Below are 24,363 nucleotides of genomic sequence, written 5' to 3' on the forward strand. Positions count from 1 at the left end.
AGGGCGCCACGACCCGGGTCACCTCGGCGCGTTCCGACCTCTCGTCCCTTCGGCCTAGGTCGAACGATGGCCAACCTTCCGGGCCGAGCACCGGAACACGCGGGTGGTAGCGAACGGCGAGGCTCGCGGTACGAGAGGGGCCGGGCCGCAGCCGGCCCGAACGGAGACGGGCGAGCGCGGGACGGGCGCGATGGGCGGCCCTCGCTGCGACCTGAGAGCGAGGCGGTGTGGGGAGACAACCTTCAGACCCTTCCGCACCGGTGACGAGGCGCGACGGTCTCGGGCCGTCGGCGATGCGAGCGTGAGCGTCGTCAGCGCAGGCGCCGAACGGGCCGGACGGTTCCTCGAGTCGTCCGGTCAGCTGTTCGCTCTCGCCGCCGACGTCACGGTGCGCATCCCCCGCCGGCCCTGGCGCCTGCGGGCCGTCGCCGAGCAGACGTGGTTCATCGCGTCGGTGACGCTGCTGCCCGCCGTGCTGCTGACGCTGTCGTTCGGGCTGGTCATCGGCCTGCAGGTCTACAACGTCACCCGCCAGATCGGCGCCGAGTCGGCGCAGGGGGCGGCGATGGTGCTGGCCATCGTGCGTGAGGCGGGGCCGCTCGGCACGACCTTCATGATGGCGGCCGCTGGGGGGACCGCGATCACCGCGGACCTCGGCAGCCGCAAGGTCCGCGAGGAGATCGACGCGCTCCAGGTCATGGGCGTGGACCCGATCGGGTTGCTGGTGGTCCCGCGGGTGCTCGGGGCGAGCATCGCGACGATGCTGCTGACCGGCATCGTCATCGCCGGCGGTCTCGTCGGCGGGTTCTTCTACGCCGTGGTCCTCAAGGGCTCCAACGCCGGCGCGTACCTCGACGGGTTCTCGACGCTGGCCCAGCTCTCCGACCTGTACCTCGCCCTCGTCAAGGCGTTCGTGTTCGGCCTCGTCGCGGCGATCGTGGCCGCGTGGAAGGGCCTCTACGCCGAGGGCGGCCCGGCGGGCGTCGGGCTGGCGGTGAACCGTAGCGTCGTGTTCACGCTGCTGTCCCTGGTCGTGGTCAACATGATCCTGACCTTCGGGTACCTGTCCATCGTCACCAACCCCTTCCGCTGATGTCGACCTCCGAGAGAGCGCCAGCGTCGCTGCGGGAGGTCCTCGGCCCGGCCCTCCTCCCCGTGCGGATCACCGCCTCGTTCGTGCTCTTCTCGGTCCGGGCCCTCAGCCAGGTCGTGCCGGCTCTGCGTCACCGCGCCCAGATCGTCGAGCAGGTCAACGCCATCGCGGTCGGCACGGGGGCGTTCCTGCTCGGGGCGGGTGCGGTCATGGTGATGATCTTCATGACCGCGGTCCTCGGCATCCAGGTCGCGCTCGAGGCGACCGAGGGCCTCGAGCTGATCGGCGCCGAGGCGCTGATCGGGTTCGTGGCGGCCTACGCCAACATCCGCGAGGTCGCCCCGCTGGGTGCCGGGATGATCTTCGCGGCGCAGATCGGGGCGCAGTTCACCGCAGAGCTCGGGGCGCAGCGCATCTCGGAGGAGATCGACGCGCTCGAGGTCATGGGGTTACGCAGCCTGCGCTACCTCGTCTCGACGCGGCTGCTGGCCGCGTACATCACGGTGCTGCCCCTGTACGCCATCGGCGTGTACATCCAACTGCTGACGACACGGTTGACTGCGGTGCACCTGTTCGACGTCTCGCCGGGGATCTACGACCAGTACTTCGAGCTGTACCTGCCGCGCCAGGACGTGCTGTTCAGCCTCGCCAAGGTGCTCGTCTTCATCACCCTGGTCACGTTCATCCACTGCTACTACGGCTTCTACGCCCGCGGCGGACCCGAGGACGTCGGCCGGGGCGTCGGCCGCGCCGTCCGCCTGTCGGTCACGCTGATCTTCGTCACGAATTTCTTCCTGTCCGTGCTGTTCTTCAGCGGGACCAGCTCGGTGAGGTTGTCAGGATGAGCGGCGGACCCGACCTGACGGCGGCAGCAGCCGAGCCCGGCCGCGTCCTACGCGTGAGCGCCGGGCTCGTCGCGGTCGCCATCGCGGTCTTCCTGGTGCGCACCCTGACGGCGAACCCGCTCGGCCCCATCGTGCATGCCGACTTCGACCGCGCTGGCCTCAACGTCCGCGCGGGCGACGAGGTGCGCGTCCGCGGCGTGCCCGTCGGCGAGATCCGGGCCATCCGGGTGGACCCCAGCGACCTGTCCGCCCGCTACGAGCTGGTGCTCGATCCCGGCACGAGCATCGCCGCGGACAGCGGGGCGCGCGTCGTGCCCAAGACGCTGCTCGGCGACAAGTACATCGAGCTCGATGCGGCCGCGCCCGGTGAGCCCGTGCTCGCCGACGGGGCGCTCATCCCGCGCGAACGCACCGAGCCGGTCGCCGAGCTCGAGGAGGTGCTCGACGAGATCGGCACCCTCATCGGCTCGATCGACGCCGCCGCTCTGGGTGGAGCGCTGAACGCGGTCGCGTACGGCCTGGGAGACGGCACCTCGCTGCGGTCCGCCACAGCGGGGCTCGGGGCGGCCGCCGACGTCACCGCCTCATCGCGCGACGACCTGCACCGCCTTCTGGACGATCTGCCCGACGTGGCGACGACCTTCGCGGAGCGCGCCGAGGACGTCACCATCATGGCCGAGGGCTTCTCCCAGGTGCTCGCGACCATCGACGAGCACCAGACCGACCTCACCGTGGCGTTGCAGCGCAACGCCGACCTGCTCGCCGACGCGCGCACGCTCGTCGAGGACCCGCGCCTCGCGCGGACCGTCCGCGACGGCCTCGTCGTGCTCGACATCGTCACACAGCATCCGGGACGCATAGCCGCGTACCTGCGCGCCTTCCCCGTCTACCTCGAGGGACTGGTCAGCGCCACCTTCATCGACCACCTGTACGCCCAGGTCGCGCACACCTTCGTGGTTCTGCCCCACCTCGACGGACACGGCGGCGACGACGACGGCGGACGTGAGGCGGGGCCACACGTGGTCATCAAGACGCCGCCGCCGGAGGACCAGCCGGGCGGAGGCGCCCCGTGAGGCTCGCGATCCGTCTGGCCCTCCTGACCATCGTCGGCCTCGGCTGCCTCGCGTGGGTCGCCGTCAGCGTGGGGCAGCTCGGCGGGCCCGGCGGGATGTTCGCTTCCACGTACCCGATCACGATGGACCTGCGCGACGCGACCGGACTGCTCCCCGGCGACGCCGTGCGCCTCGCCGGGGTCGCGATCGGTCGGGTCAGCGACGTGCGCGTCCACGAGGGCAAGGCACGGGTCATGCTCGCGATCGACGAGGCGCATGCTGTCCCCGATGACGCCACGCTGCGGCTGCGCTGGCGGAGCGTCCTCGGCCAGCGCTTCGTGGACGTGGTGCCACCGGACGACGCCGTTCCCGACGGCCCGCGTCTCGCCGCGGGTGACCACGTACCGATCGAACGCACCGGCGAGACCGCTGACCTGTCGGAGCTGCTCAACGAGGCCGAGCCCGTCCTCGGCAGCCTCGACACCGAGGCGCTCAACCGGGTGACGGCAACGCTCGCGGGCGTGCTCGAGGGGCGCGAACGCGAGGTCGGCGAGGCGATCGAGGCCTCCTCGTTGCTGCTCGACCAGCTCGCAGGCCGCGCGGACCGAATCGGCGACATCGTGAGCGGCTTCGCGGAGGTGATGGACGGGCTGGCCGAGCGCGACGACGAGATCGAGGCGGCGCTCGACTCACTCGCCGAGGTGGCGAAGGACATCGGCGGCCAACGCGAGGACCTCGGCCGCGCCATCGCCGAGGCGGGGCGCTTCTCCGACACGTTCGCGACCGTGCTGGAGGCCAACCGGGAGGACCTCCCGGTCGTGGTCGACCAGGTCGGACAGGTCGCCGGGACGCTCGCTGGCGAGGAGCACGCTCTGTCGGAGGGACTGCGCACCCTGGCCTGGACGTCGGCGGGACTGATCCGGGCGACGAACCACGGCGACTGGATCCAGGTGTACGGCCGCGGCTTCGGCGTCATCAACACCTTCACGCCCGAGCCGCGCGTCGGCCCCGACTACGGCGATGCTGGCCCCGACGACACCGACGCGCCCGAGCCCCTGCTCGGCCAGCCGCGCATCCCCGCGCCGGATGTCCCGAGGCTTCAGGTCGGCCCCCTCACGCTCAACCCCGGTGGTGACGATCCCGAGGGATCGTCCGGCCTCGAGCTGCTGCTCCACCCGTTGAGGGGGCAGCGGTGACCGACCTCGACCTGCGCCGCGCGGGCGCCATCGGCCTGCTCGTCACCGCCGTGCTGACGGCGATCACGGTCAGCTTCGGCGGTCTGCGCCTGTTCGAGTCGCGCTGGGACCTGACCGCCGAGTTCACGGACGGCGCGGGCCTCACGGTGGGCTCGCCGGTGCGGGTCGCGGGTGTCCGCGTGGGACAGGTCGAGGCGATCGAGCGCATCCCCGAGGCCGGCACGGTGCAGGTCGCGATGTCCATCGACTCCGACGTCGGCATCTCGCAGGCGGCGACGGCGTCGATCCGCCTCCGGAGCCTGCTGGGCGCCAAGTACGTGGCCATCTCCGACCCTGCACAGGGGCCGCGGCTCGCCGACGGCGGCCTCGTGCCGTTGAGCCGGACCGAGACCCCGGTGGACATCGACCAGCTGCTGCAGACCCTCGGCCGCAGCGCGCAACCCATCGACACGGACGCCATCAACCGCTTCGTGTCCGCGTTCGCGAGCGGGCTCGAGGGCCACGGCGACCAGCTGGGTGCGCTCATCGAGGACATCGGGGCGCTCGCCGAGGTCCTCGCCGAGCGGTCCCAGGACCTCGACCGGCTGATGGAGACCTCGGAGCAGCTGCTGGCGGCCGTGGACAGCCGACGCGACGAGCTCGCCGGCAGCGTCGAGGACCTCGCGGTGGTGTTCGGGGCGCTCGAGGAACGGCGGGCCGACCTCGAGGGTCTGGTGGAGGGCATCCGCGGTCTCGACGAGCACCTCACCCCGCTCCTGGACGAGAACGAGGACGCGCTCGCCACCGCGCTCGGTGACCTGCGCACGGTCGTGACCGTGCTCGACGAGCAGCGTGGCCGCATCGACCTCGCGCTCGACCAGCTACCCGTCCTCGCGCGCCGCTTCACCGACCTGACCGACGACGGACCGTGGATCAACGTGTTCTTCGTCGGCATCGTCCCGTTCCCCTACCCCTCCCAGCCGGTCCTCGTCGGCGACGAGGGCGGGTTGCCGAACTTCTGGCTGGACGACCCCGGCGTCACGCCGGACACGGAGGTCGGGGGCACGCGCCTGGAGTGGCACGACCCCGAAGGGCCGCCGCCACCGGAGGACTACCCCGGATGAGCGCGCTGAACCCTCGTCTGATCGCGACCCTCGTGGCCGCCGCGGTCGCGTCCCTGCTGCTCCTGACGCAGGGCGCCGACGGGGCCGACCCGCTGCGCCCCGACCGCCTCGAGGTCGTGCTCGAGCTGCCACGCGCCATCGGGCTCTACGTAGGCGACGAGGTCCGGGTCGACGGTGTGGCCGCCGGCGAGGTCAGCGAGCTGCAGACGCGCCCCGACCACGTCCGCGTCCGGCTGACGCTGCACGATGTGGCACTGGCCGCTGATGCCCGTGCCACGGTCGGCCTGGCGTCGCTGATCGGCGAGCGCTACGTCGAGATCGGGCCCGCGTGGACGGGTGAGGGGCCGCGGCTCGAGGATGGCGCGACGCTGTCGGGGGACGCCGTCGCGGTGCCCCTCGAGCTGTCCGAGGTGCTCACCGAGGTCGACCGAGTGGCCGGCGAGATCGACGCCGACGCGATGGCGAGGCTGGTCGGCGAGTTCGCCGACGCGCTGCGGGGACGCAGCGACGTCATCGCGCGGGGCGTCGAGGACCTCGCGCGCGTCAGCCAGGTCGTGTCGTCTCGCGCCGAGGAGCTCGACCACACGTTGGTCGCCCTCGACCGGATCGTGACCGTGCTGGCCGATCGCGACCGGCAGCTGGTCCAGCTCGCCGAGGGCACCGCGGTCGTCTCCGAAGCGCTGCTCGCCCAGGAGGGAGCGCTCGGGGCGGCGATCGAGGGGCTCGACTCCACGCTCGGCGAGCTCGCGCAGTTCATCGAACGCAACGGCGACGTCCTCACCGACATCGTCGAGCGCTTCGCCCGGGTCGGCCACGTCCTCGACGCGCACCGGGACGACTTCGGTGTGGTCGTCGACGAGCTCCCGTTCTTCTCGTACGGCTTCATCCGAGCCATCCAGAACGAGGGCGACCGCTGGTACGTGGTCAACAAGCCGCGCGGGATCCTGTTCCAACCCTACGGCCCACCGCCCAACTCGGGGCCGGGGTCGCCGGAGTGGGAGCCGCTGCCCCGCATCTACCACACCGAGGACTCGCCGGCCCGCCCGCTGGTGCCGTGGGAGCTCGACCTCACCGGGCCGACCGGCCCGGGTCCGCTGCTGCCGTCGCTGCGCATCGGCCCCGACGGCGCCGAGACCCTCGAGGAGGACGCGGACCGTGATCACGCCCCGGGCGACGACGACCCCTACGACGGGAAGGAGTCACCATGAGCGTGACGACGCTGCGTCGGCTCATCGCGGGCGCGCTGATGACGATCGTGGCGATCGCTGCCACCGTGTGGTGGTCATCGAGCCGCGAGCCCACGACGACCTACCACGCGCTTTTCGCCGACGCGTCCGAGCTCGTCCCGCGTCACGACGTGCGCATCAACGACGTCGTGGTTGGGGCCGTCGACGAGGTCGCGCTCGACGGCCTCGCGGCGCGGGTCACCTTCCACGTTGACGCCGGGATCGATCTCCCCGCCGCGTCGCACGCCACCATCCGCCAGGCCAGCCTGCTCGGTGACCGGTTCGTGGAGCTGGTCCCTGAGGGAGAGGGCCAGCTCCAGGCCGGTACGACCATCCCGCTCGAGCGCACCCGTCGGGCCAGCGACCTCGAGACCATCGTCTCGTCGGGCTCGGTGTTCGCGTCGTCGCTGGGGACCGACACCCTGAACCGGATGCTCCACGCGGCGGACGAGGCGTTCGGATCCGACCCCGACGCCTTGGGCCGGCTCATCGACCGCGGCGGAGAGGCGGCACGGGCCTACCTCGAGGTCGGCGCCGACCTCGATGCGACGATCGATCGTCTCGCTGACCTCGCCGTCGCCTACGCCCCGCGGACCCAACGCCTCGCCGACGCGGTAGACCGCGCCGTCGGCGGGCTTGACACGCTGGCCAGCCACGGTGACGACCTCGCGCGCTTCACGACCGAGCTGAGCGCGATGACCAGCGCTGTCTCCGAGGTGCTCGAGCACAACGAGGCAGCTCTGCTGACGTTCGGGACACAGCTGCGTCAGGTCTTGGGCGAGGCGGTTGAGACCCTCCCCGAGATCGCTCGCGGCACGCAGGCCCTGTACGACTTCAACGCGTCCTGGGCCTGCATCGTTGACGGCCACTACCTCAACCAGGCGTTCGTTCTCATCCCGGAGGCCGCCAGCATCGACTACGGGCCGGGCCACTGTGACCCCGAGGAGGGCAGCACCGGCCGCGACATGGGTGGGCAGTGGGCCGTCCCGTTCGACGACCCGCCCCGCCCGCTGCACTCACCGAGCCCCGGCCCGCCGACCGAGTCGCCCTCACCGGGAGGTCGGCCGTGAAGCTGCGCTGGAGGAGCCTGGTCAACCTCGCCGTCGTGGTCGCGCTCGGTGTCGTCGCGGTCGGATGGATGGCGGTCGACCTCGTGGAGGTCGGACCCTTCAGCGACGACCCCGTCACCGTGACCGTTGCGCTGCCGGAGACGGGCGGGGCGCTACCCGGCGCCGAGGTCACCTACCTCGGCGTGCGCATCGGCTCGGTCGAGCAGGCCACCGTCGCCGACGACGGGGTTGAGCTCACCCTGGCGGTCGCACCCGACGGTCCGGTCGCCCGGGACCTGCGCGCCGACGTGCGGCAGAAGACCTCGCTCGGCGAGCCCTACGTGGACCTATCGCCGGTGGAGCCGGGCGCGCCGACGGTGGCACGCGACGAGCTGGCCGGGACCCACATCCCCGCCGACCGGACCTCGGTACCCCCGGAGCTGGGCGACCTGCTGCGCCGCGCCGACCGGCTCTTCGGGGCGATCGACCCCGACGACCTGCAGGTCGTCGCCGACGCGGGTGCGGAGCTGGCGGACCGGGAGGGCGAGCTGCGGACCATCTTCGAGGGTGTGGGCGATCTCGGGTCGGTCCTCGAGTCACGACGCGACGAGTACGCCCACCTGCTGTCCTCGGCTGCTGGGCTCACCGCCACGCTGCGCAGCCACCGCGACGCCCTGGAGCGTGCGCTCGCTGGCGGGGCCGACCTGGCCACCGTCCTCGCGGAGCACCGCCAGGCGCTCGGGGATGGCTTGTCCGCGGCGGCACGGCTCGGTGCCTCCGGATCGGATCTGCTCGCCGCCATCGAGGACGACATCGACGGGCTGCTCGCCGGCCTCGACGCCAGCACCCACACCCTCGCGGTCCGGCCGACCAAGGTGCACGAGATCCTGATCCACACGCCCGACATGGTGGCCCTGATCGGCAAGACCTTCGATGACAACGCGGCGTGGTCGTCGACGCAGGGACTGAACATCCCCTACTTCCCCACCTACAGCCTGCCGATGACCGGGCACGGGCTGCGCCTGGATAAGATCTACCTGCCCGAGGTGATCCGTCGCGTCGAGTTGGACTTCCGCGACTCCAACCCCTCGTTCCTGCTGAGTCCCGAGGAGTCCGCCGCGCTCGCCCTCGGCGAGCGTGACGCCGACAACCTGCTCGCCGAGGTGATCCACGACCTCGCCACCGCCTGCGCGGACGACCCCGCCCGACGCCACTGCCCGACCCGTGACTAGCGTGGTCGCGCTAGGAGGGCTGTGCGCCACAGTTGCGCACAGGCCTCCTAGAGGACCTGGACGCTGGTGACCTTCGGTGACGGGTCACCCGAGACCGTCACCAGCATCCCGACCCGGACCAGCTGAGGCTCGCCCGGTTCTTCGTCCTCGTTGAGGGAGGCGACCTGTTGGGTGACCACGACCAGGAAGACGATGCGGTCATCGAGGACGCGCTGGACGGTGGGGCCTGCGGTGATCTCCCCGAGGCTGACGCGGCGGGCGGAGCGGACGTCGTCGATGAAGTCGGGCCCCATGGCGGCGCGGAACTCGTCGACGAAACCGGCGTCCCCGAACGACAGGATCCGGGTGACGTCGTCCTCCACCCGCCGGAAGTCGAAGGTCGTGACGGCGACGGCGAACTCCTCGACGAGGTCGACGCTGGCGGGCGGGGCGTCGGGAAGCTCGGCCGGCCCGCTGACCAGGGCGACGGCCTCGACGGTGACGACGCCGGCGAGGACGAGGATCACCGCGGCGGCGGCGAGGGGGTGGCGGACGAGGCGGGCGATCACCGCCGCACCGTAACCCGTCGCGTGCTCGTGCTCTGGACCATCTCCGGTGTCCTGGCGGTCGTGGCTGCGCTCCTCGGCGTGCTCCTGCTACGACAGCCACCCAGCGAGGTCGAGCGGCGCGACGAGGTCGCGGCGGTGTCGGAACGGTTCGTGCTCGCGCTCACCAGCTACGACCACGCCGCTCTCGACGAGCAACGTGACGCCGTGCTCGCGCTGGCCACGGGATCGTTCGCCGACGACTACGCCGAGACGTTCGGCGCGGCGGAGCTGCGCACCGCGCTGATCGAGACCGAGTCGGTCGCGCGGGGCGAGGTCGCGGTAGGGCCGCTGCTGGCGACCCTCGAGGACACGCGGGCGCGGACCTTCACGGTCGTGGAGCAGACGGTGCGGTCCAACGAGGTCGATGGACCCCAGACCCGCCAGCTTCGTGTCGAGCTGACGTTGGTGGATACCCCCGACGGCTGGCGCGTCGACGCCGTCGCGGTCACCTGAACGGAGCCTTGTGAGGGTGAGGATCCGTCGGTGTGCCGCTCTGCTCGGCGATGACCGACAGAACCGCGGCGGGATCCTCGCCTTCGAGCGGCGCCGCGAGCGACACGTCGGCGAGGTCCGCGCACACGGTGCCGGCGTGCCAACCCTCGGCGTCGGTCGCGGATGGGGCGAACGCGCGCATCTCGGGGAACGCCGCCGCGGCGGCCGCCCGCGTGGCTTCTTCGCGGGCGGCGAGCAGGGGCACGAGGGCGGTCGAGGTGTCCGCGCCGGCAGCGGTCACGGTCGCTTCGACCGTGGCCCGCAGCCGCTGGGCGATGCGCACCGCGAACGCGACCAGGAAGGAGCGCCGGAACCGGCGGGTACGGCTGCGGCCGTCACGGTCGCGCTTGGGCCCCGCGCGACGCAACGCCGCGGTCGCCTGGACCAGCAGCGAGGTGTACAGCTCGTCGACCGCGTCGAGCTCGCCGTCGAAGCCGAACACGGTCGCGAATCCCAGCTCCTTGGACCACACGGCGGAGCAGCCGTTCGCGTCCGCGATGCCGTGGAGGAGCGCCGCCTTCGCGTCGGTGTAGGGATCGTCGACGCCCACGCGGCGTCCGACGGGTCGCTCCTCGTCGCGGCCACCGTCGGCGAGCACCGCACGGTCGATGCGGTGGCGGGCCATCAGCTCCTGGGCCTTGGCCGTGAACGCATCGGCTTCGGCCTCGAAGGTGGTCGCCTCGGCCTTGGCCAGCAGCGCCCGGACCTTCGCGAGCACGCTCGTCGGCATCGATCCGAGTGCGACCGGCGACGTCCGGCTCCACGCGGATGGTGGATCGACGAGCCGAGGGAGCGACGGCAGACGCTCGAGCACCGCGAGGACCGCACCGCCGTGAGAACGGTCACCTCCCAAGAGTCGTCGAGCTGCACGAGGTAAGGGCGGTAGGGGTCCCACCATCGGGCGGCCTCGAGGTCGTCGAGCGAAGTCCTGCCGTTCCATCAACGCCGCGGCGGCGGCGCGGCGCTCGTCGGGAGCACCGGGACCGGGCGGTGGCGGCACGGGGACCTCGGCATCGGCTCGGGGCGCAGCCTACGAGTCGTTCCGCCTACCTGGAACGCGGCGCCGAGGTTGACGGGGTGTGGCGCGGTGGCGTTGACTGCGTGACCTGACACGGGCGTCAGGTTCATCGGAGTCGAGGCGTGACCGAGGTCGTGGGCACCTTCGTGGGGCGCTGGTACGTCACGCTGCTCGGCGCGGTCTTCGTGTGGCGCGCGGTCCGCGACCTCGGCTGGCGACGGACGCTGCTCTACCTCGGGCTCGCGGTGGGAGTCGGGGCGCTGGCCGAGAACGGGTCGGTGCACCTCGGCATCCCCTACACCAGCTACGAGTTCGCCCCCGAGCTGCGGGGCGAGGAGCTGTTCATCGGCGACGCCCCGCTCATGGTGGCGCTGTCGTACGCGTTCATGGGCTACTTCGCCTACGCGAGCGGGCGCCTTCTGGCGAGTGGGCCGTGGCGCACGCGCGGACGGAAGGTCTGGCACGAGTACCTGCTCGGCGTGATGCTCGCCGTCTGGGCCATCTGGCTGTTCGACCCTATCGCCCGGCTCGGCGACCGCTGGTTCCTCGGCGAGGTGTTCGCCTACGACGGGCCAGGCTTCTGGTTCGGCCTGCCGCTGGCGAGCCAGCTCGGGTTCACGCTCACCTCCGCGATCCTGGTCGGGATGCTGACGTGGCTCGGCCGCGACCAGGAGGACCGCCCCGTCGCCAGCTGGATCGATCACCCCCACGTGATCGCGCTGGTCACCTACCACGCGCAACTGCTGTGGCTCGGCATCACCGCGATCGTGCTCGACGAGACCGAGCTGGGCGGGGCGGCGCTGCTGATGTGGGTGCCCGCTGCGGCGGTGACCGCGGTGACGTGGAGCAACCTGCGCGCGGCGCGCCCTGCCCGCGCCGTCGGGCAGGATGCGGGCTGACGGAGGACGCCGTGGACACCTGGGACCAGCTCTACATCGGCGGACGCTGGACCACCCCGGCGACCGACGCGACGATCGACGTGGTCTCGCCCCACGACGGTCGCCCCGTCGGCCGCACGCCCCACGCCGCGACCGAGGACGTCGACGCTGCCGTCGCCGCCGCGAGGGAGGCGTTCGACCACGGGCCCTGGCCGCGCCTGCACCCCAAGGAACGCGTGGCGCTGCTGCGCAGCTTCGCGGACCGCTACCTCGCGGGACAGCAGGAGATGGCCGACCTCATCACCGCCGAGATCGGCTCGCCGATCGCGTTCTCGCGCATCGGTCAGGCGTGGGCGGGATGGGCGCTGATCGACACGACGCTCCAGGTCGCTGACGAGGTGACGTGGGAGGAGGACCGCGACAGCATCATCGGCACCCCCGCGCTGGTCCGGCGCGAGCCGGTCGGAGTCGTGGCCGCGATCGCCCCGTGGAACATCCCGCAGATCACCATCCTCTCCAAGCTCGCCCCGGCGCTCGTCGCGGGCTGCACGGTGGTCGTCAAGCCCGCGGCGGAGTCCCCTATCGACGGGCTGCTGATGGCGCGCTGGCTCGAGGAGGCCGAGCTACCCGAAGGCGTCGTCAGCGTCATCCCGGCAGGGGGCGACGTGGGCGAGCACCTCGTACGCCACCCCGACGTCGACAAGGTGGCCTTCACCGGCTCGACCGCGGTGGGGCGGCGCATCGGCGCGATCTGCGGCGAGCAGCTCAAGCGGGTCAGCCTGGAGCTGGGCGGCAAGTCCGCCGCGATCGTCCTCGAGGACGTCGAGCTCGACGCGGTGCTGCCCGCGCTGCGGTTCGCCTGCTTCGTCAACAGCGGCCAGGCTTGCGCTGCTCAGACCCGCGTCCTGGCGCCCCGCTCGCGCTACACCGAGGTGACCGAGGCCATCGCCGCCGCAACGCAGAGCCTCGTGGTCGGCGATCCCACCGATGAGGCGACGGAGGTCGGTCCGATGGTCTCGCGCCGCCAGCAGGAGCGCGTGCGCGGCTACATCCGGCTCGGCCTCGACGAGGGCGCCACCATCGCCACCGGCGGACCGGATGTCCCCGACGGGCTCGAGCACGGCTGCTACGTGCATCCGACCGTGTTCGTCGACGTCGACAACCGCATGCGCATCGCGCGTGAGGAGATCTTCGGGCCGGTCCTGGTGGTCATCCCCTACGACGACGAGGACGATGCGGTCGCGATCGCCAACGACTCCGAGTACGGCCTGGCCGGGTCGGTGTGGACCGCGGACGAGGCCCACGGTCTCGAGGTCGCGCGCCGCATCCGCACCGGGACGGTGGGGATCAACAAGTACGCGCCGGACTTCCGCTCGCCGTTCGGCGGGTTCAAGGCCAGCGGCATCGGCCGCGAGTACGGCCGCGAGGGGATCGAGGAGTACCTGGAGGTGCAGTCGGTTGCCCGCTGAGGACATCACCGGCGACCTCGTCGGGCGGGGCGTGCTCGACAACCGCGCCGACACGGTCGCGGGCCTGATCGACCAGCGCGCGGGCGAGAACGCCGAGGGGCTGCGGTTCGAAGGTGCGAGCTGGACCTGGGACGAGGTCGTCACCCAGATGCAGCGCCGCGCCACCCTGCTGACCGAGCTCCTCCCGGGCGGAGCGCCCCGCCACTTCGGGGTGCTGCTCGACAACGTCCCCGAGTTCCTGTTCCTGCTCGGAGGCGCGGCGCTATCGGGCGCGGTGCTCGTCGGCCTCAACCCTACGCGACGAGGTGCGGAGCTCGAACGCGACATCCGCCACACGGATTGCGCGCTGGTTCTCACCTCGCCCGACCACGCCCCGCTGCTCGACGGGCTCGACCTCGGCCTCGCGCACGACGCTGTCCGGGATGTCGAGGACGCAGCGTGGCAGGAGGCGATGGCGGGGACGGACCCCGCCGCCCCGGTCCCGGTCACGATCGAGGACCTGCTCCTTCTGCTGTTCACCTCGGGTTCGACGGGTGCCCCGAAGGCGGTCCGCATGACGCAGGGCCGCGCCGCGGCGACCGCCCGGCGCATGTGGTTCTCGCCCGACGACGTCCTGTACTGCGCGATGCCGATGTTCCACGGCAACGCGCTGGTGTCGACCGTGCTCCCGGCCATCGGGTCGGGCGCGACGCTGGTGATGAAGCGCCGCTTCTCCGCCTCCGAGTTCATGGCCGACGTCCGCGCGCACGGCGTCACGTTCTTCTCGACGGTGGGGCGTGCGCTGAGCTACATCCTCGCGGTTCCCGAGACGCCGGAGGACGCGGACAACCGCCTCGGCGTCGTGCTCACGCCCGAGTCCTCGCCCGACGACATGGCGGCGCTGCAGGAGCGCTTCGACTGCTACGCGGTCAGCGGCTACGGCTCGTCCGAGAACGCGGTGATCCTGGCTCCCCAGCCGGGGCTGCCTGAGGGTGCTCTCGGCACGCCGCTCGAGGGGACCGATGCGGCCGTCGTCGATCCCGACACGCTCAGGGAGTGCCCCCGTGCCCGGTTCGACGAGCACGGCCGGATGCTCAACCCCGACGAGGCCATCGGCGAGCTCGTGGGTCGCAACGTCCTGGAGCGCTTCGAGGGCTACTACAACAACCCCGAGGCGGAGGCGTCACGAACGCGCAACGGCTGGTACTGGACCGGCGACCTCGCCTACCGCGACGAGGACGGCGTGTTCTTCTTCGCGGGGCGGACCAACGATTGGCTCAGGGTGGACGGCGAGAACTTCGCCGCTGCACCGGTTGAGCGGGTCCTGAGCCGCTACCCCCACGCCTCCGCCGTGGCCGTCGTCGGCGTTCCCGACGAGCGCACGGTCGACGACCAGGTCCTCGCGATCCTCGAGGTCGACGACCCCACGACCTTCGACCCCCCGTCGTTCGACGCGTTCCTGGACCAACAGCGGGACATGGGCACGAAGTGGTCGCCGCGCTACGTCCGCGTCGTCGCCGAGATGCCGATGACCGCCACGAACAAGATCGACCGGTCCGCTCTGCGTCGGAGCGGCTGGGACGCCGACGATCCCGTCTACTGGCGCCCCGACCGCCGCGGAGCGCTCCAGCGCATGACCGCGACCGAGCGCGAGGAGCTGCGCCGGGTGCGGGCGACGCGCCAGCGCTAGGTCGGCGACCACACCTCGAGCGCCGCACGCGCGGCGTCACGCCTGGGGCAGGAGAAGGGCCCGGTGATGTCGTAGACCTCCGACATGTGGAACGGGATGCGGCGTCACCTGGCCCTGGTCGTCGGGGCGGGTCTGGCTGCCGCCGTGCTCGCTGCCGATCACGTCGCGGTCGACGACCGGCACGTCACCTTCGACGATGACGTCTCCGCCGCCTTCTGGACGGGCCCACCCGACGCCCCGCCCGATTGTGGCTCCGGCTGCTGGTCGTACCGCGTCACGCTGACCGAGCCGGGCTACCGCCTGCGTGCGGCGATCGACCGTCCGCTCATCGGGCAGGTGTGGCAGATCTCGCTGTTCGACCCGGACGGTGCGTTCGTCGGTAGCGCGTCGCCGGGTGTGGACCTGTACTCGGCGGAGGTGATCGATCCCACTCCGACGCTGGGCACCTACATGATCGCCGTCCGTGCGCAGGACGTCACCGAGCCGCGCTACCGCGTCCGCGTCGGACTCGACGCCGATGACCTGCTGCCCGACGAGCGCACGCTCGTGCCGCCGAACCTGCGACCGCTACCGCCGTGGGACTTCTCGTTCCGCTACCCCGTCACCAACGGTCTCCAAGGGGGCGAGTCGGTCGGTCTCGACCTCCCGGCCGGGCGGGTCGCGTGCCACCCGGAGGAGGTGGCCCTCTACCTCGCGGTGCGTTGCATCCGGGTCAGCTACGGCGTCGCCAACGTCGGGTTGGGCCCGCTCGAGCTGGAGGTGGGACCGGGCCAAGCGTTCAGCGACCGGCCGCTGATCCAGCACGTGCGCTACTCCGACGGCGGGCGGATGACACGGGATGCCGGCAACGCCTACTACCACCACAGCCACCTGCACTACCACCACGACCACGCCATCGGGATGGAGCTGTTGAAGGTGGTCGACGAGCAGACCGGCGAACTCGCCCCAGCGGGGGAGCCTCAGCGGAAGGGCTTCGCCCACCGCAACGAGCTGCTGCGTGACTGGACCAGCTTCTACCCGGTCTGGCCCACGGGCAGCTTCGGGCTGCTTCCCGGCTGGGCCGACTACTACGAGTGGGACCGACCCGGCAACTACATCGACTTCGCGCTCAACCAGGACGGCCTGTACGTCGTGCGCATGACCGCCGACCCGGACGGCTACATCCTCGAGAGCGACACCTCGGACAACGTGGCGTACTCGCTGTTCCGCGTGACGTTCGACGAGGTCGAGCACCTCGAGTCGGGGCGAGGTACCGATCCGTGGGATCCGTGCCGCGTCCCGCTCTCCCTCGGACCCGAGTTCGAGGACTCGTTCGTCCTCGACGCACCGCGCCCCGAGGACTGCCCGACCTGACCGGTCCGTTCGCCTCGCCCTCTCCGTGGAAGCTCCAGTGGTAGGGGTGGCGTCGCTGCGCCGACCGCCCTAGGGTGCGACCACGGTCGTAGCTGCCGTGCAGACGGGAGCCGGAGACGGGAGCGGGCGAGTGGCGGACGTCAAGCTCGAGGGCATCACCAAGATCTACCCCGATGGCACCAAGGCCGTGGCCGACCTCGATCTGCACATCCAGGACGGCGAGTTCGTGGTGCTGGTGGGCCCGTCGGGGTGCGGCAAGACCACCGCCCTGCGGATGGTCGCGGGCCTGGAGGAGATCTCGGGCGGGAAGCTGTCCATCGGCGATCGGGTCGTCAACGACGTCGCCCCGAAGGACCGTGACATCGCGATGGTGTTCCAGAACTACGCCCTCTACCCCCACCTCAGCGTCAAGGACAACATCGGCTTCGGCCTCAAGCTGCGCAAGACGCCGCAGGACGAGATCGACCGGCGGGTGAAGGACGCCGCCGAGATCCTGGGCCTCGAGGAGCTGCTGCACCGCCGCCCCAAGGCGCTGTCCGGTGGGCAGCGGCAACGCGTCGCGATGGGACGCGCCATCGTGCGCGAGCCCCAGGCGTTCCTGATGGACGAGCCGCTGTCGAACCTCGACGCCAAGCTGCGGGTGCAGATGCGCGCCGAGATCTCCCGGCTGCAGCGAGACCTGGGAACCACCACCCTCTACGTCACCCACGACCAGGTCGAAGCGATGACGATGGGCGACCGCGTCGCCGTGATGCGCAAGGGTCTGCTCCAGCAGGTGGCGCCGCCTCAGCAGCTGTACGACCAGCCCGTGAACCTGTTCGTGGGCGGGTTCATCGGCTCGCCCGCGATGAACATGATCGAGGCCGCGCTGTCGTTCAAGGGCAACAAGGCGTCGGTCACGTTCGGCGACCAGGAACTTGTCGTGGGCGACGAGGTCCTCGGGAAGCGCCCCGCGCTACGCGACTACGACGGGGCGAGCGTCGTGCTCGGGATCCGTCCCGAGGACATGGACGACGCGGCCCTGGCTGGCAACGTGCCCGAGGGGCGGACGCTGAGGTCGAAGGCCGAGTTGCGTGAGGCGCTCGGCTCCGACGTCCTCGTCCACTTCGGGATCGACGCCCCGCCGGTGCTGACCGAGGACACGAAGGAACTCGCCGAGGATGCCGGAGGGACCGGCACCATGGTCGAGACCGATCTGAGCGGGAAGCGAACCATCTTCGTCGCGCGGTTCCACCCCGATAGCGCCGTCACGGAGGACGGTGAGGTCCGGGTCGCGGTGGACACCGAGCGCCTGCACTTCTTCGACCTTGACAGCGGCGACGCCGTCTGGGACTAGATCAGGCTGGGACTAGATCAGGTAGGAACGAGTGACGGCTCCGTGTGACCCGTCGCGCCGGATGCGAGTGGAGAAGGGAACACCGATGCGAACCAGGTCCGGGCGCTCACGTGCCCTCAAGCTCTCGGCCGCCCTCGCGGCGATCGCGCTGGCCGCGACCGCGTGCGGTGGTGACGACGACGACACGACGGGTGGTGCCGACACCACCACCGGCGACGACGGTCAGGCCGCCGGGGAGTGCCCGACCGAGGGGCTGTCGGGATCCCTCGAGGCCGTGGGCGTCTGGAGCGGCGCGGAGCAGACCAACTTCGAGCTCGTGCTTGGCGGCTTCACCGAGGCGACCGGCGTGGACGTCAGTTTCACGTCGACGGGTGACGACATCAACGCGTTCCTCGGCCCGCGCGTCGAGGGAGGACAGCCGCCGAACGTCGCGGTCCTGCCTCAGCCAGCCCTCATGCAGAGCCTGGCAGCAGACGGCTCGCTCATCGCGCTCGGCGACGAGGCGTCGTCGCAGGTCGCAGCCAACTTCGCCGACGTGTGGTCCGACCTCGGTAGCGTGGATGGGACCCTCTACGGCGTGTGGTTCAAGGCCGCCAACAAGTCGACCGTCTGGTACAACACCTCGCTCTTCTCCGACGCGGGAGTCGAGCCGCCCAGCGACTTCGCCGGGTGGGTCGAGATCGCCGGCACCCTCCAGCAGTTCGGCATCGCCCCGATCTCGGTCGGTGGCGCGGACGGCTGGACGCTCACCGACTGGTTCGAGAACGTCTACCTCAACGTCGCCGGGCCGGACGCCTACGATCAGCTCGTCGCCCACGAGATCCCGTGGACCGATGCCAGCGTGACCTCGGCCTTCGAGACGCTGAACCAGCTGTTCGAGCCCGAAGGGTTCGTCGCCCAGGGCAACGCGGGCGCGCTGCAGGTGGCGTTCCCCGATTCGGTGACGCAGGTGTTCGGCGCCAGCCCGGTCGCGGCGATGGTCTACGAGGGTGACTTCGTCGCCGGTGTCATCAGCGACCAGACGGATGCGGCGGTCGGCGAGGACGCGCTGTTCTTCCCGTTCCCGACGATCGACGGCTCGCCGCCCTCGGTCGTGGGCGGTGGTGACGTAGCGGTGGGCTTCACCGATGACGAGGCCACCCAGGCGCTGCTGTGCTACCTGGCGACAGCGGAAGCGGCCGAGATCTGGGCTGCCGAGGGCGGGTTCGCCTCGCCGAACCAGAACGTCGACACCTCGCTGTACCCCGACGAGGTCAGCCGGCAGCTCGCCGAGCAGCTCACCTCCGCCGAGGTGTTCCGCTTCGACCTGTCGGATTCGGTACCCAGCGAGTTCGGCGGCACCGTCGGCCAGGGCCTGTTCAAACTGTTCCAGGACTACCTAGCCGACCCGGCCTCGTTCGCGGACATCCAGCAGCAGATGGAGGACGCGGCCGCGGCGGCCTACGCCTGATCGCCTGAGGCAAGGAGCGGGTCGTGGCGGGAGCGGACACGCCGACGCGCACCGACGGTGCATCCCGGGCCGGCGTCGACTGGCGCCGGTTCGGGACCACCGCGATCTTCCTACTCCCCGCACTGTTCCTGCTCGGGGTGTGGGTCGTCTACCCCATCTTCTTCTCGGTCGTCCGCAGCCTCTACGGGGCGGGCGCCGACGCCGCGTTCATCGGGGTGGACAACTACAAGGAGATGTTCACCGACGACGTCACCCTGACGGCGCTGAAGAACAACATCATCTGGGTCCTCGTCGCCCCGAGCATCGTCACCGCGTTCGGGCTCGTCTTCGCGGTGCTCGCCGAGCGGGTGTCGTTCGAGCGAGCGTTCAAGATCATCATCTTCATGCCGATGGCGATCTCGTTCCTCGCGGTCGGTGTCATCTTCCGCCTCGTCTACCAGGACAACCCCGACGTCGGACTCGCCAACGCGGTCGTGACATCGGTCAGGGGCCTGTGGGAGTCCACGGGCCAGTACGCCGGTGCGGCGCCGTCGCAGGGCGGCGTCGAGTTGCAGAGCACCAGCGAGGGGGCGCTCGCCACCACCGAGACCGTGCCCGCGGGTTCGACGGTCGAACTCGGGCTGGCACGGCTGCGCCCCGACCGTGTCCCCGACGATGCGGTCGAAGCCGCCGCACCTCCTGGCGCCGGCAACGACGTCATAACGGGCACGGTGTGGCTCGACTTCACGCGCGGGGGTGGTGGTGAAGCCGGCGTGATCGATCCCACCGAGCTGGCGTTGCCGGGTACGACCGTCGAAGCCGTGAGCGAGGGCCGCGTCGTCGCCACGGCCGACACCGACGAGGCCGGCAACTTCACCCTCAGCGGGCTCGACCCGGGGGCCGATTACACGGTCCGCCTCGCCGCGTCCAACTTCCGTGCCGGCGCCGCGGGGTACACCTGGCTCGGTCCGACCCTGGTGACGCCGGCGATCATCGCCGCTTTCGTGTGGATGTGGGCCGGCTTCGCGATGGTGCTCATCAGCGCGGGACTGGCAGCCATCCCCCGGGAGACGCTGGAATCGGCGCGCGTCGACGGCGCCAACGAGTGGCAGGTCTTCCGACGGATCATGGTGCCCCAGCTCTGGCCCGTGCTGACGGTCGTCCTGGTCACGCTGATGATCAACGTGCTGAAGATCTTCGACCTCGTGCTCGTCATCGCGCCGGGGTCGGTGCAGGACGAGGCCACCGTGCTGGCACTCCAGATGTGGCGTGAGGCGTTCCAGGTGGGCGACCGCGGCTTCGGCAGCGCGATGGCGATCTTCCTGCTGCTCCTGGTGATCCCCGCGATGCTGTTCAACCTGCGCCGCTTCCGGTTGGAGGAGGGATGATGGAGAGGGTGAGCTGATGTCGGCCACGACGATGACCGGACGACCCGCGTCGACCTCCTCGAGGTTGGTCGAGTTCCTCCAGCGCGGCGCGGTATCGACGGTCCTGATCGCCATCGGCATCTTCTGGCTGGTGCCGACGCTGGGACTCTTCGTCGCGTCGTTCCGGACCGAGGCGGCCAACGCGGACACCGGGTGGTGGACCATCTTCACCGCACCGGCGCAGCTCACCGCCGACGCCTACCGCAGCATCCTCGACAACCCCGCCATCATCGATTCGTTCCTCAACACGGCCTACATCACGGTCCCCACCACGGTCCTCGTGGTCATCCTCGCGGCGCTGGCCGCGTACGCGTTCACGTTCGTCGAGTTCAAGCTCCGCGATCCGCTCTTCCTGGTGGTCGTGGGCCTGCTGGTGGTGCCGCTGCAGATCGCCCTGATCCCGATCGCGCAGCTATACAGCAACGTCGGCCTGTTCGGCACCATCACCGGAGTGGTGCTGTTCCACGTGGGCTTCGGGCTGCCCTTCGCGATCTTCCTGCTGCGCAACTTCTTCAGCGGCATCCCCCGTGAACTGCTCGAGGCCGCGCGGCTGGACGGCGCTACCGAGATCCGGCTGTTCTTCCGCGTCGTGCTGCCGCTGGGGCTGCCGGCGATCGCGGCGCTGACCATCTTCCAGTTCCTGTGGACGTGGAACGACCTGCTCGTGGCCCTGGTGTTCGCCGGCTCGGACGCCGCCCCGCTCACGGTGTTCATCCAGCAGCAGACACGGCAGTTCGGCTCGAACATCAACATCATCGCGCCGGCCGCGTTCCTGTCGATGACCGTGCCGCTGATCGTGTTCTTCGCGTTCCAGCGCTACTTCGTGCAGGGCCTGCTGGCCGGCTCCCAGAAGTGATGAGGCACCGCTGGCTGCTCATCGCAGCTGCGGTCGTCGTCACAGGCGTCGCGTCGGTCTGGGCCGCCCAAGGTGGCACCGACCCGCTCGTGCTGTCCGCTGGCACGCACGGTCCGCTCACCTTGGACACGTCCGGCCAGGTCGTCCGAGCCGAGGACGGGGCGCTCCTGCGCGGGCCCGTGATCGTGGCTGCTGATGACGTGAGGCTCGAGGGTCTGTCGATCATCGGTGGCGACACCGGCGTGCTCGTTCGCGACGTCGATGGCGTGGTGATCGATGACGTCACGATCCGTGGCGCCGGGATGCACGGCATCGAGGTCGTCGACGCTTCGGCGACGATCACGGGTTGCCACATCGCCGGGATGGGTCACCCGCTGGCACAGGGCATCGAGATCCGCAACCAGACGGGGCGGCCGCACACCATCGTGGAAGGCTGCTCGGTCGTGGGCGGCAAGGAGGGGATCGTCGCTCACAGCGCGCGGGTGCAGTTCCTGCGCAACGAGGTCACGGCGACCGGGGTGCGTGCGATCGCGATCCTCGAGATGAGCGAGGGGATCGCGGCCGGCAACCGCATCCACGAGGTCGTCGGGGCGGGGCTGTTCTGCGGCGACATGTCGCACTGCGAGTTCCGCGACAACACCGTGGCCGGGGTGGCGTCCGACGACTCAGGCGTCGCCAACCAGGCCGGCTACGGATCGGTGACCTGGTACTACTCCACCGTGCGTCACACCGGCAACGCCTTCACCGACGTCGCCGCGCCCACGCCGATCACGCTCCGCCACGGGTCGGTGGAGGTGGAACGCTTCCCGCTCAGCATCTGGCCCCCGGGGTGGGGCGGCGTCCTCCCGGGCCTGCCGATCGCACTCGCGGCGGCCGGGGCGGTGCTGCTCGCGGTCACTTTCGGCCTCCGGCGCTGGCGCGGCGACGGACACCGCGGTGCACCGGTCGCCGAGGGCGGGGCATTGGCGCTGCTCGGGGCCGGACTCGCGGTCCAGACGATGCACATGTCGGAGCACGCCGTGCAGGTGTGGCAGATCCACGTCGCGGATGCGGAGGTACGGGCGGGGTTGCTCGGCCAGGCCTTCAACACCGAGTGGGTCCACCTGTCCTACAACCTCGCGGTGATGATGTTCATGCTCGGGTTGATCGTCCGTGAACGCGACGGTCTGCTCCGCGGCGGGGCGTGGTCATGGTTCGCGGGCGCGACGGCCATCCAAACGTGGCACCTCGCCGAACACGTCGCGAAGGTGTTCCAGCACGAGGCGCTGGGGATCAAGGTCGCGCCCGGGATCATCGGCGACGACCTCGGGTTGGTGTGGTTCCACTTCGGCATCAACACCGCGGTCTGGGCCGGCCAGGTCATCGCGCTGGTCATCGTCCTCCGCGCGCTCGGGGCGTTCTCGCGGGCTCACCGCTCGCTCGAGCCGGTGCCCGCGTGAGGTGACTCGGTACCCTCGCCGCGCCCCGCGAGGGGTTCGAGGGCCTCGGGTCCTCCTGGAGGGTTCGCATAGTCAGGCCTAGTGCGCACGCTTGGAAAGCGTGTAGGGGTTCACGCCCCTCGAGGGTTCGAATCCCTCACCCTCCGCCAGCGGTGATCGTGGCGTCAGGTCACGGTCCAGGTCTTGGTGGCGGTCCCTGACGGCCCGGTGGCGGCCCCGCACGACGCAGGCAGGGACCCGTCACTGTTCGTGCACGCGGTGATGGTGTTCTGCCCAGGCAAGGGGTTCGTGAACGTGAACGTGGCCTCGCCGTTGGCATCGGTGGTGTCGGAGCCAGAGTCCGGATCGGGGGCGGGGTCTCCGGTGACCTCGAAGAGGACGTTCGCCCCCTCGAAGGGGTTGCCGAACTGATCGCGGACCGTGGCCGTGACGGTGTGGGGAGTTCCGATCGTGTTCGTGTCGCTCGCCGGCGTCACGGTCAAGGTCTGGGGCGCAGGGACCTCCCAGGCCTTGTTGGCCGTGTCGGTGATGAAGCCCTCGCGCGCCTGCTGGCCAGCGTCGTCCACGGTGCAATGGGAGGGGCGCAAGGTAGTTGCTGTTGCGCCTTCCCGGACGCAGGCCCAGATCACGTCATCGGCTGGCTCCGTCGGGCCGGTGTAGGTGAACGTGGCTTGCCCGTTGCTGTCCGTCCGATCGGTACCGGTGGGGGCAGACCCCTCAGGCGGGTCGCGGAACACGTCGAAGCGTACGTGGACGTCCTCCATGGGTTGGCCGGCACCGTCGAGGACGGTGGCGGTGACCGTGTGAGCCGTGCCCACGGCGTTGGCGTCGGCGTCGGGTTCGAGGATCACGGTCGCGGCGCGCTGCTCCCACGTCTTGGTAGCCGTGGCTGTCAGCTGCGGGTCGGCGGTACCGCACGACCCGGGATCCGAGCCGTCTGCGGTCGTACACGCGGTGATGGTGTTCTGGCCCGGCGTGTCGTTGGTGAACGTGAACGTGGCGGTACCGTCGGCGTCGGTCACGGCCGTGCCGTCGGCCGGATCCGGCGAGCCATCGCCGGTCACCTCGAAGCGCACGACCGCTCCCTGAACCGGCTGGTCGTCGGCGTCGAGAACGGTGGCGGTGACCGTGTGGTCCTCCGCCACACCGTTGACGTCCGTGCTGGGCTCCAGCGTGATCGACGCTGGCGCGGTGGCTGTCGTCCACGTCTTCGTGGCGCTGTCGTTCGGGCCGGTCGCCGTCTCACACGACGTGGGCTCGGACCCGTCGCTGTTCGTGCAGGCCGTGATCGTGTCGTCGCCGGCGACGCCGTTGGTGAACGTGAACGTCGCCTGCCCGTTGGCGTCGGTCGTGTCGGTGCCCGACACCGGCGTGGGATCACCATCGCTGTCGACCTCGAAGCGCACCGTCGCGTCCGGCACGGGGTTACCGAAGCCGTCGGTCACGGTCGCCGTCACCGTGTGGTCGCTGCCCACCGTGTTGGTCGACGTCTCGGGCGCCAGCGACAGCATCGTCGGCGGTCCTGCGGTCCAGGTCTTGGTCGCGGTGTCCGACGGCCCGGTCGCGGCCGCGCAGGAGGACGGCTCGGTGGTGTCCTCGTTGGTGCACGCCGTG

The 24,363-nt window shown here is 70.8% G+C and carries 21 protein-coding genes and 1 tRNA gene; 19 read left to right on the forward strand and 3 right to left on the reverse strand.

From position 1 onward, the window contains the following. The first annotated feature begins 190 nt into the window (after positions 1-190). From KY469_18565 to KY469_18600, 8 genes are read left to right on the forward strand one after another with little or no spacing between them, the layout of a single operon-like run. On the forward strand, positions 191-1,093 hold the full coding sequence (locus KY469_18565; protein ID MBW3665103.1) for an ABC transporter permease: 903 nt from the start codon (positions 191-193) through the stop codon (positions 1,091-1,093). After that, positions 1,093-1,938 carry an ABC transporter permease gene (locus KY469_18570; GenBank protein MBW3665104.1) on the forward strand — a complete coding sequence of 282 codons (846 nt, stop codon included), beginning with the start codon at positions 1,093-1,095 and terminating at the stop codon, positions 1,936-1,938. Before KY469_18565 ends, KY469_18570 begins: the two co-directional genes overlap by 1 nt. After that, positions 1,935-3,011 carry an MCE family protein gene (locus KY469_18575; protein MBW3665105.1) on the forward strand — a complete coding sequence of 359 codons (1,077 nt, stop codon included), beginning with the start codon at positions 1,935-1,937 and terminating at the stop codon, positions 3,009-3,011. Before KY469_18570 ends, KY469_18575 begins: the two co-directional genes overlap by 4 nt. Continuing rightward, complete coding sequence (locus KY469_18580; protein MBW3665106.1) at positions 3,008-4,186, forward strand: MCE family protein; 1,179 nt, start codon at positions 3,008-3,010, stop codon at positions 4,184-4,186. Before KY469_18575 ends, KY469_18580 begins: the two co-directional genes overlap by 4 nt. Next, a complete protein-coding gene (locus tag KY469_18585) occupies positions 4,183-5,289 on the forward strand; it encodes an MCE family protein (protein ID MBW3665107.1) in 1,107 nt (368 codons plus the stop codon). Before KY469_18580 ends, KY469_18585 begins: the two co-directional genes overlap by 4 nt. Further along, positions 5,286-6,497 carry an MCE family protein gene (locus KY469_18590; protein ID MBW3665108.1) on the forward strand — a complete coding sequence of 404 codons (1,212 nt, stop codon included), beginning with the start codon at positions 5,286-5,288 and terminating at the stop codon, positions 6,495-6,497. The genes KY469_18585 and KY469_18590 overlap by 4 nt, the downstream gene beginning before the upstream one ends. Continuing rightward, positions 6,494-7,585, forward strand: a complete 1,092-nt coding sequence (locus KY469_18595) for an MCE family protein (protein MBW3665109.1) — start codon at positions 6,494-6,496, stop codon at positions 7,583-7,585. Before KY469_18590 ends, KY469_18595 begins: the two co-directional genes overlap by 4 nt. Continuing rightward, positions 7,582-8,796, forward strand: a complete 1,215-nt coding sequence (locus KY469_18600; protein ID MBW3665110.1) for an MCE family protein — start codon at positions 7,582-7,584, stop codon at positions 8,794-8,796. Before KY469_18595 ends, KY469_18600 begins: the two co-directional genes overlap by 4 nt. A 47-nt stretch (positions 8,797-8,843) precedes the next feature. Here the strand turns inward: KY469_18600 and KY469_18605 are convergent, their stop codons facing one another. Next, positions 8,844-9,344: a hypothetical protein gene (locus KY469_18605; GenBank protein ID MBW3665111.1), complete on the reverse strand. Its 501-nt coding sequence runs from the start codon at positions 9,342-9,344 to the stop codon at positions 8,844-8,846. Between the two features lie 21 nt (positions 9,345-9,365). Here KY469_18605 and KY469_18610 point away from each other — a divergent pair, with 21 nt between their 5' ends. Next, positions 9,366-9,836: a hypothetical protein gene (locus tag KY469_18610; protein ID MBW3665112.1), complete on the forward strand. Its 471-nt coding sequence runs from the start codon at positions 9,366-9,368 to the stop codon at positions 9,834-9,836. On the opposite strand, the gene KY469_18615 is transcribed toward KY469_18610, so the two are convergent. After that, positions 9,829-10,815 carry a DUF2786 domain-containing protein gene (locus tag KY469_18615; GenBank protein ID MBW3665113.1) on the reverse strand — a complete coding sequence of 329 codons (987 nt, stop codon included), beginning with the start codon at positions 10,813-10,815 and terminating at the stop codon, positions 9,829-9,831. The two genes, KY469_18610 and KY469_18615, sit on opposite strands and share 8 nt — an antisense overlap. A 200-nt stretch (positions 10,816-11,015) precedes the next feature. On the opposite strand from KY469_18615, the gene KY469_18620 reads away from it, so the two are divergent. From KY469_18620 to KY469_18665, 10 genes are all read left to right on the forward strand, one after another. Beyond that, positions 11,016-11,792 carry a carotenoid biosynthesis protein gene (locus tag KY469_18620; GenBank protein MBW3665114.1) on the forward strand — a complete coding sequence of 259 codons (777 nt, stop codon included), beginning with the start codon at positions 11,016-11,018 and terminating at the stop codon, positions 11,790-11,792. Positions 11,793-11,803: 11 nt separating this feature from the next. Then, positions 11,804-13,240, forward strand: coding sequence for an aldehyde dehydrogenase (locus KY469_18625; protein ID MBW3665115.1), 1,437 nt, complete (start codon positions 11,804-11,806; stop codon positions 13,238-13,240). Between the two features lie 31 nt (positions 13,241-13,271). Continuing rightward, positions 13,272-14,909, forward strand: coding sequence for an AMP-binding protein (locus KY469_18630; GenBank protein MBW3665116.1), 1,638 nt, complete (start codon positions 13,272-13,274; stop codon positions 14,907-14,909). 96 nt (positions 14,910-15,005) lie between these two features. Continuing rightward, on the forward strand, positions 15,006-16,262 hold the full coding sequence (locus KY469_18635) for a hypothetical protein (GenBank protein ID MBW3665117.1): 1,257 nt from the start codon (positions 15,006-15,008) through the stop codon (positions 16,260-16,262). A 130-nt stretch (positions 16,263-16,392) separates the two neighbouring features. Then, entirely contained in the window at positions 16,393-17,598 is a 1,206-nt protein-coding gene (ugpC, locus tag KY469_18640) for a sn-glycerol-3-phosphate ABC transporter ATP-binding protein UgpC (protein ID MBW3665118.1), read from the forward strand. 61 nt (positions 17,599-17,659) lie between these two features. Further along, positions 17,660-19,048, forward strand: coding sequence for an ABC transporter substrate-binding protein (locus KY469_18645; GenBank protein MBW3665119.1), 1,389 nt, complete (start codon positions 17,660-17,662; stop codon positions 19,046-19,048). Between the two features lie 104 nt (positions 19,049-19,152). Next, positions 19,153-20,415, forward strand: a complete 1,263-nt coding sequence (locus KY469_18650) for an ABC transporter permease subunit (GenBank protein ID MBW3665120.1) — start codon at positions 19,153-19,155, stop codon at positions 20,413-20,415. 16 nt (positions 20,416-20,431) lie between these two features. After that, positions 20,432-21,310, forward strand: coding sequence for a carbohydrate ABC transporter permease (locus tag KY469_18655; GenBank protein MBW3665121.1), 879 nt, complete (start codon positions 20,432-20,434; stop codon positions 21,308-21,310). Further along, a complete protein-coding gene (locus tag KY469_18660) occupies positions 21,310-22,749 on the forward strand; it encodes a right-handed parallel beta-helix repeat-containing protein (protein MBW3665122.1) in 1,440 nt (479 codons plus the stop codon). The genes KY469_18655 and KY469_18660 overlap by 1 nt, the downstream gene beginning before the upstream one ends. Positions 22,750-22,806: 57 nt before the next feature. Next, positions 22,807-22,898: transfer RNA gene (locus KY469_18665), tRNA-Ser, on the forward strand. 15 nt (positions 22,899-22,913) lie between these two features. Here the strand turns inward: KY469_18665 and KY469_18670 are convergent. Continuing rightward, the coding region (locus KY469_18670) for an Ig-like domain-containing protein (GenBank protein ID MBW3665123.1) at positions 22,914-24,363 on the reverse strand (1,450 nt) is incomplete at its 5' end.

This window comes from Actinomycetota bacterium (genome assembly GCA_019347575.1).
Taxonomy (GTDB): Bacteria; Actinomycetota; Nitriliruptoria; order Nitriliruptorales; family Nitriliruptoraceae; genus JAHWKY01.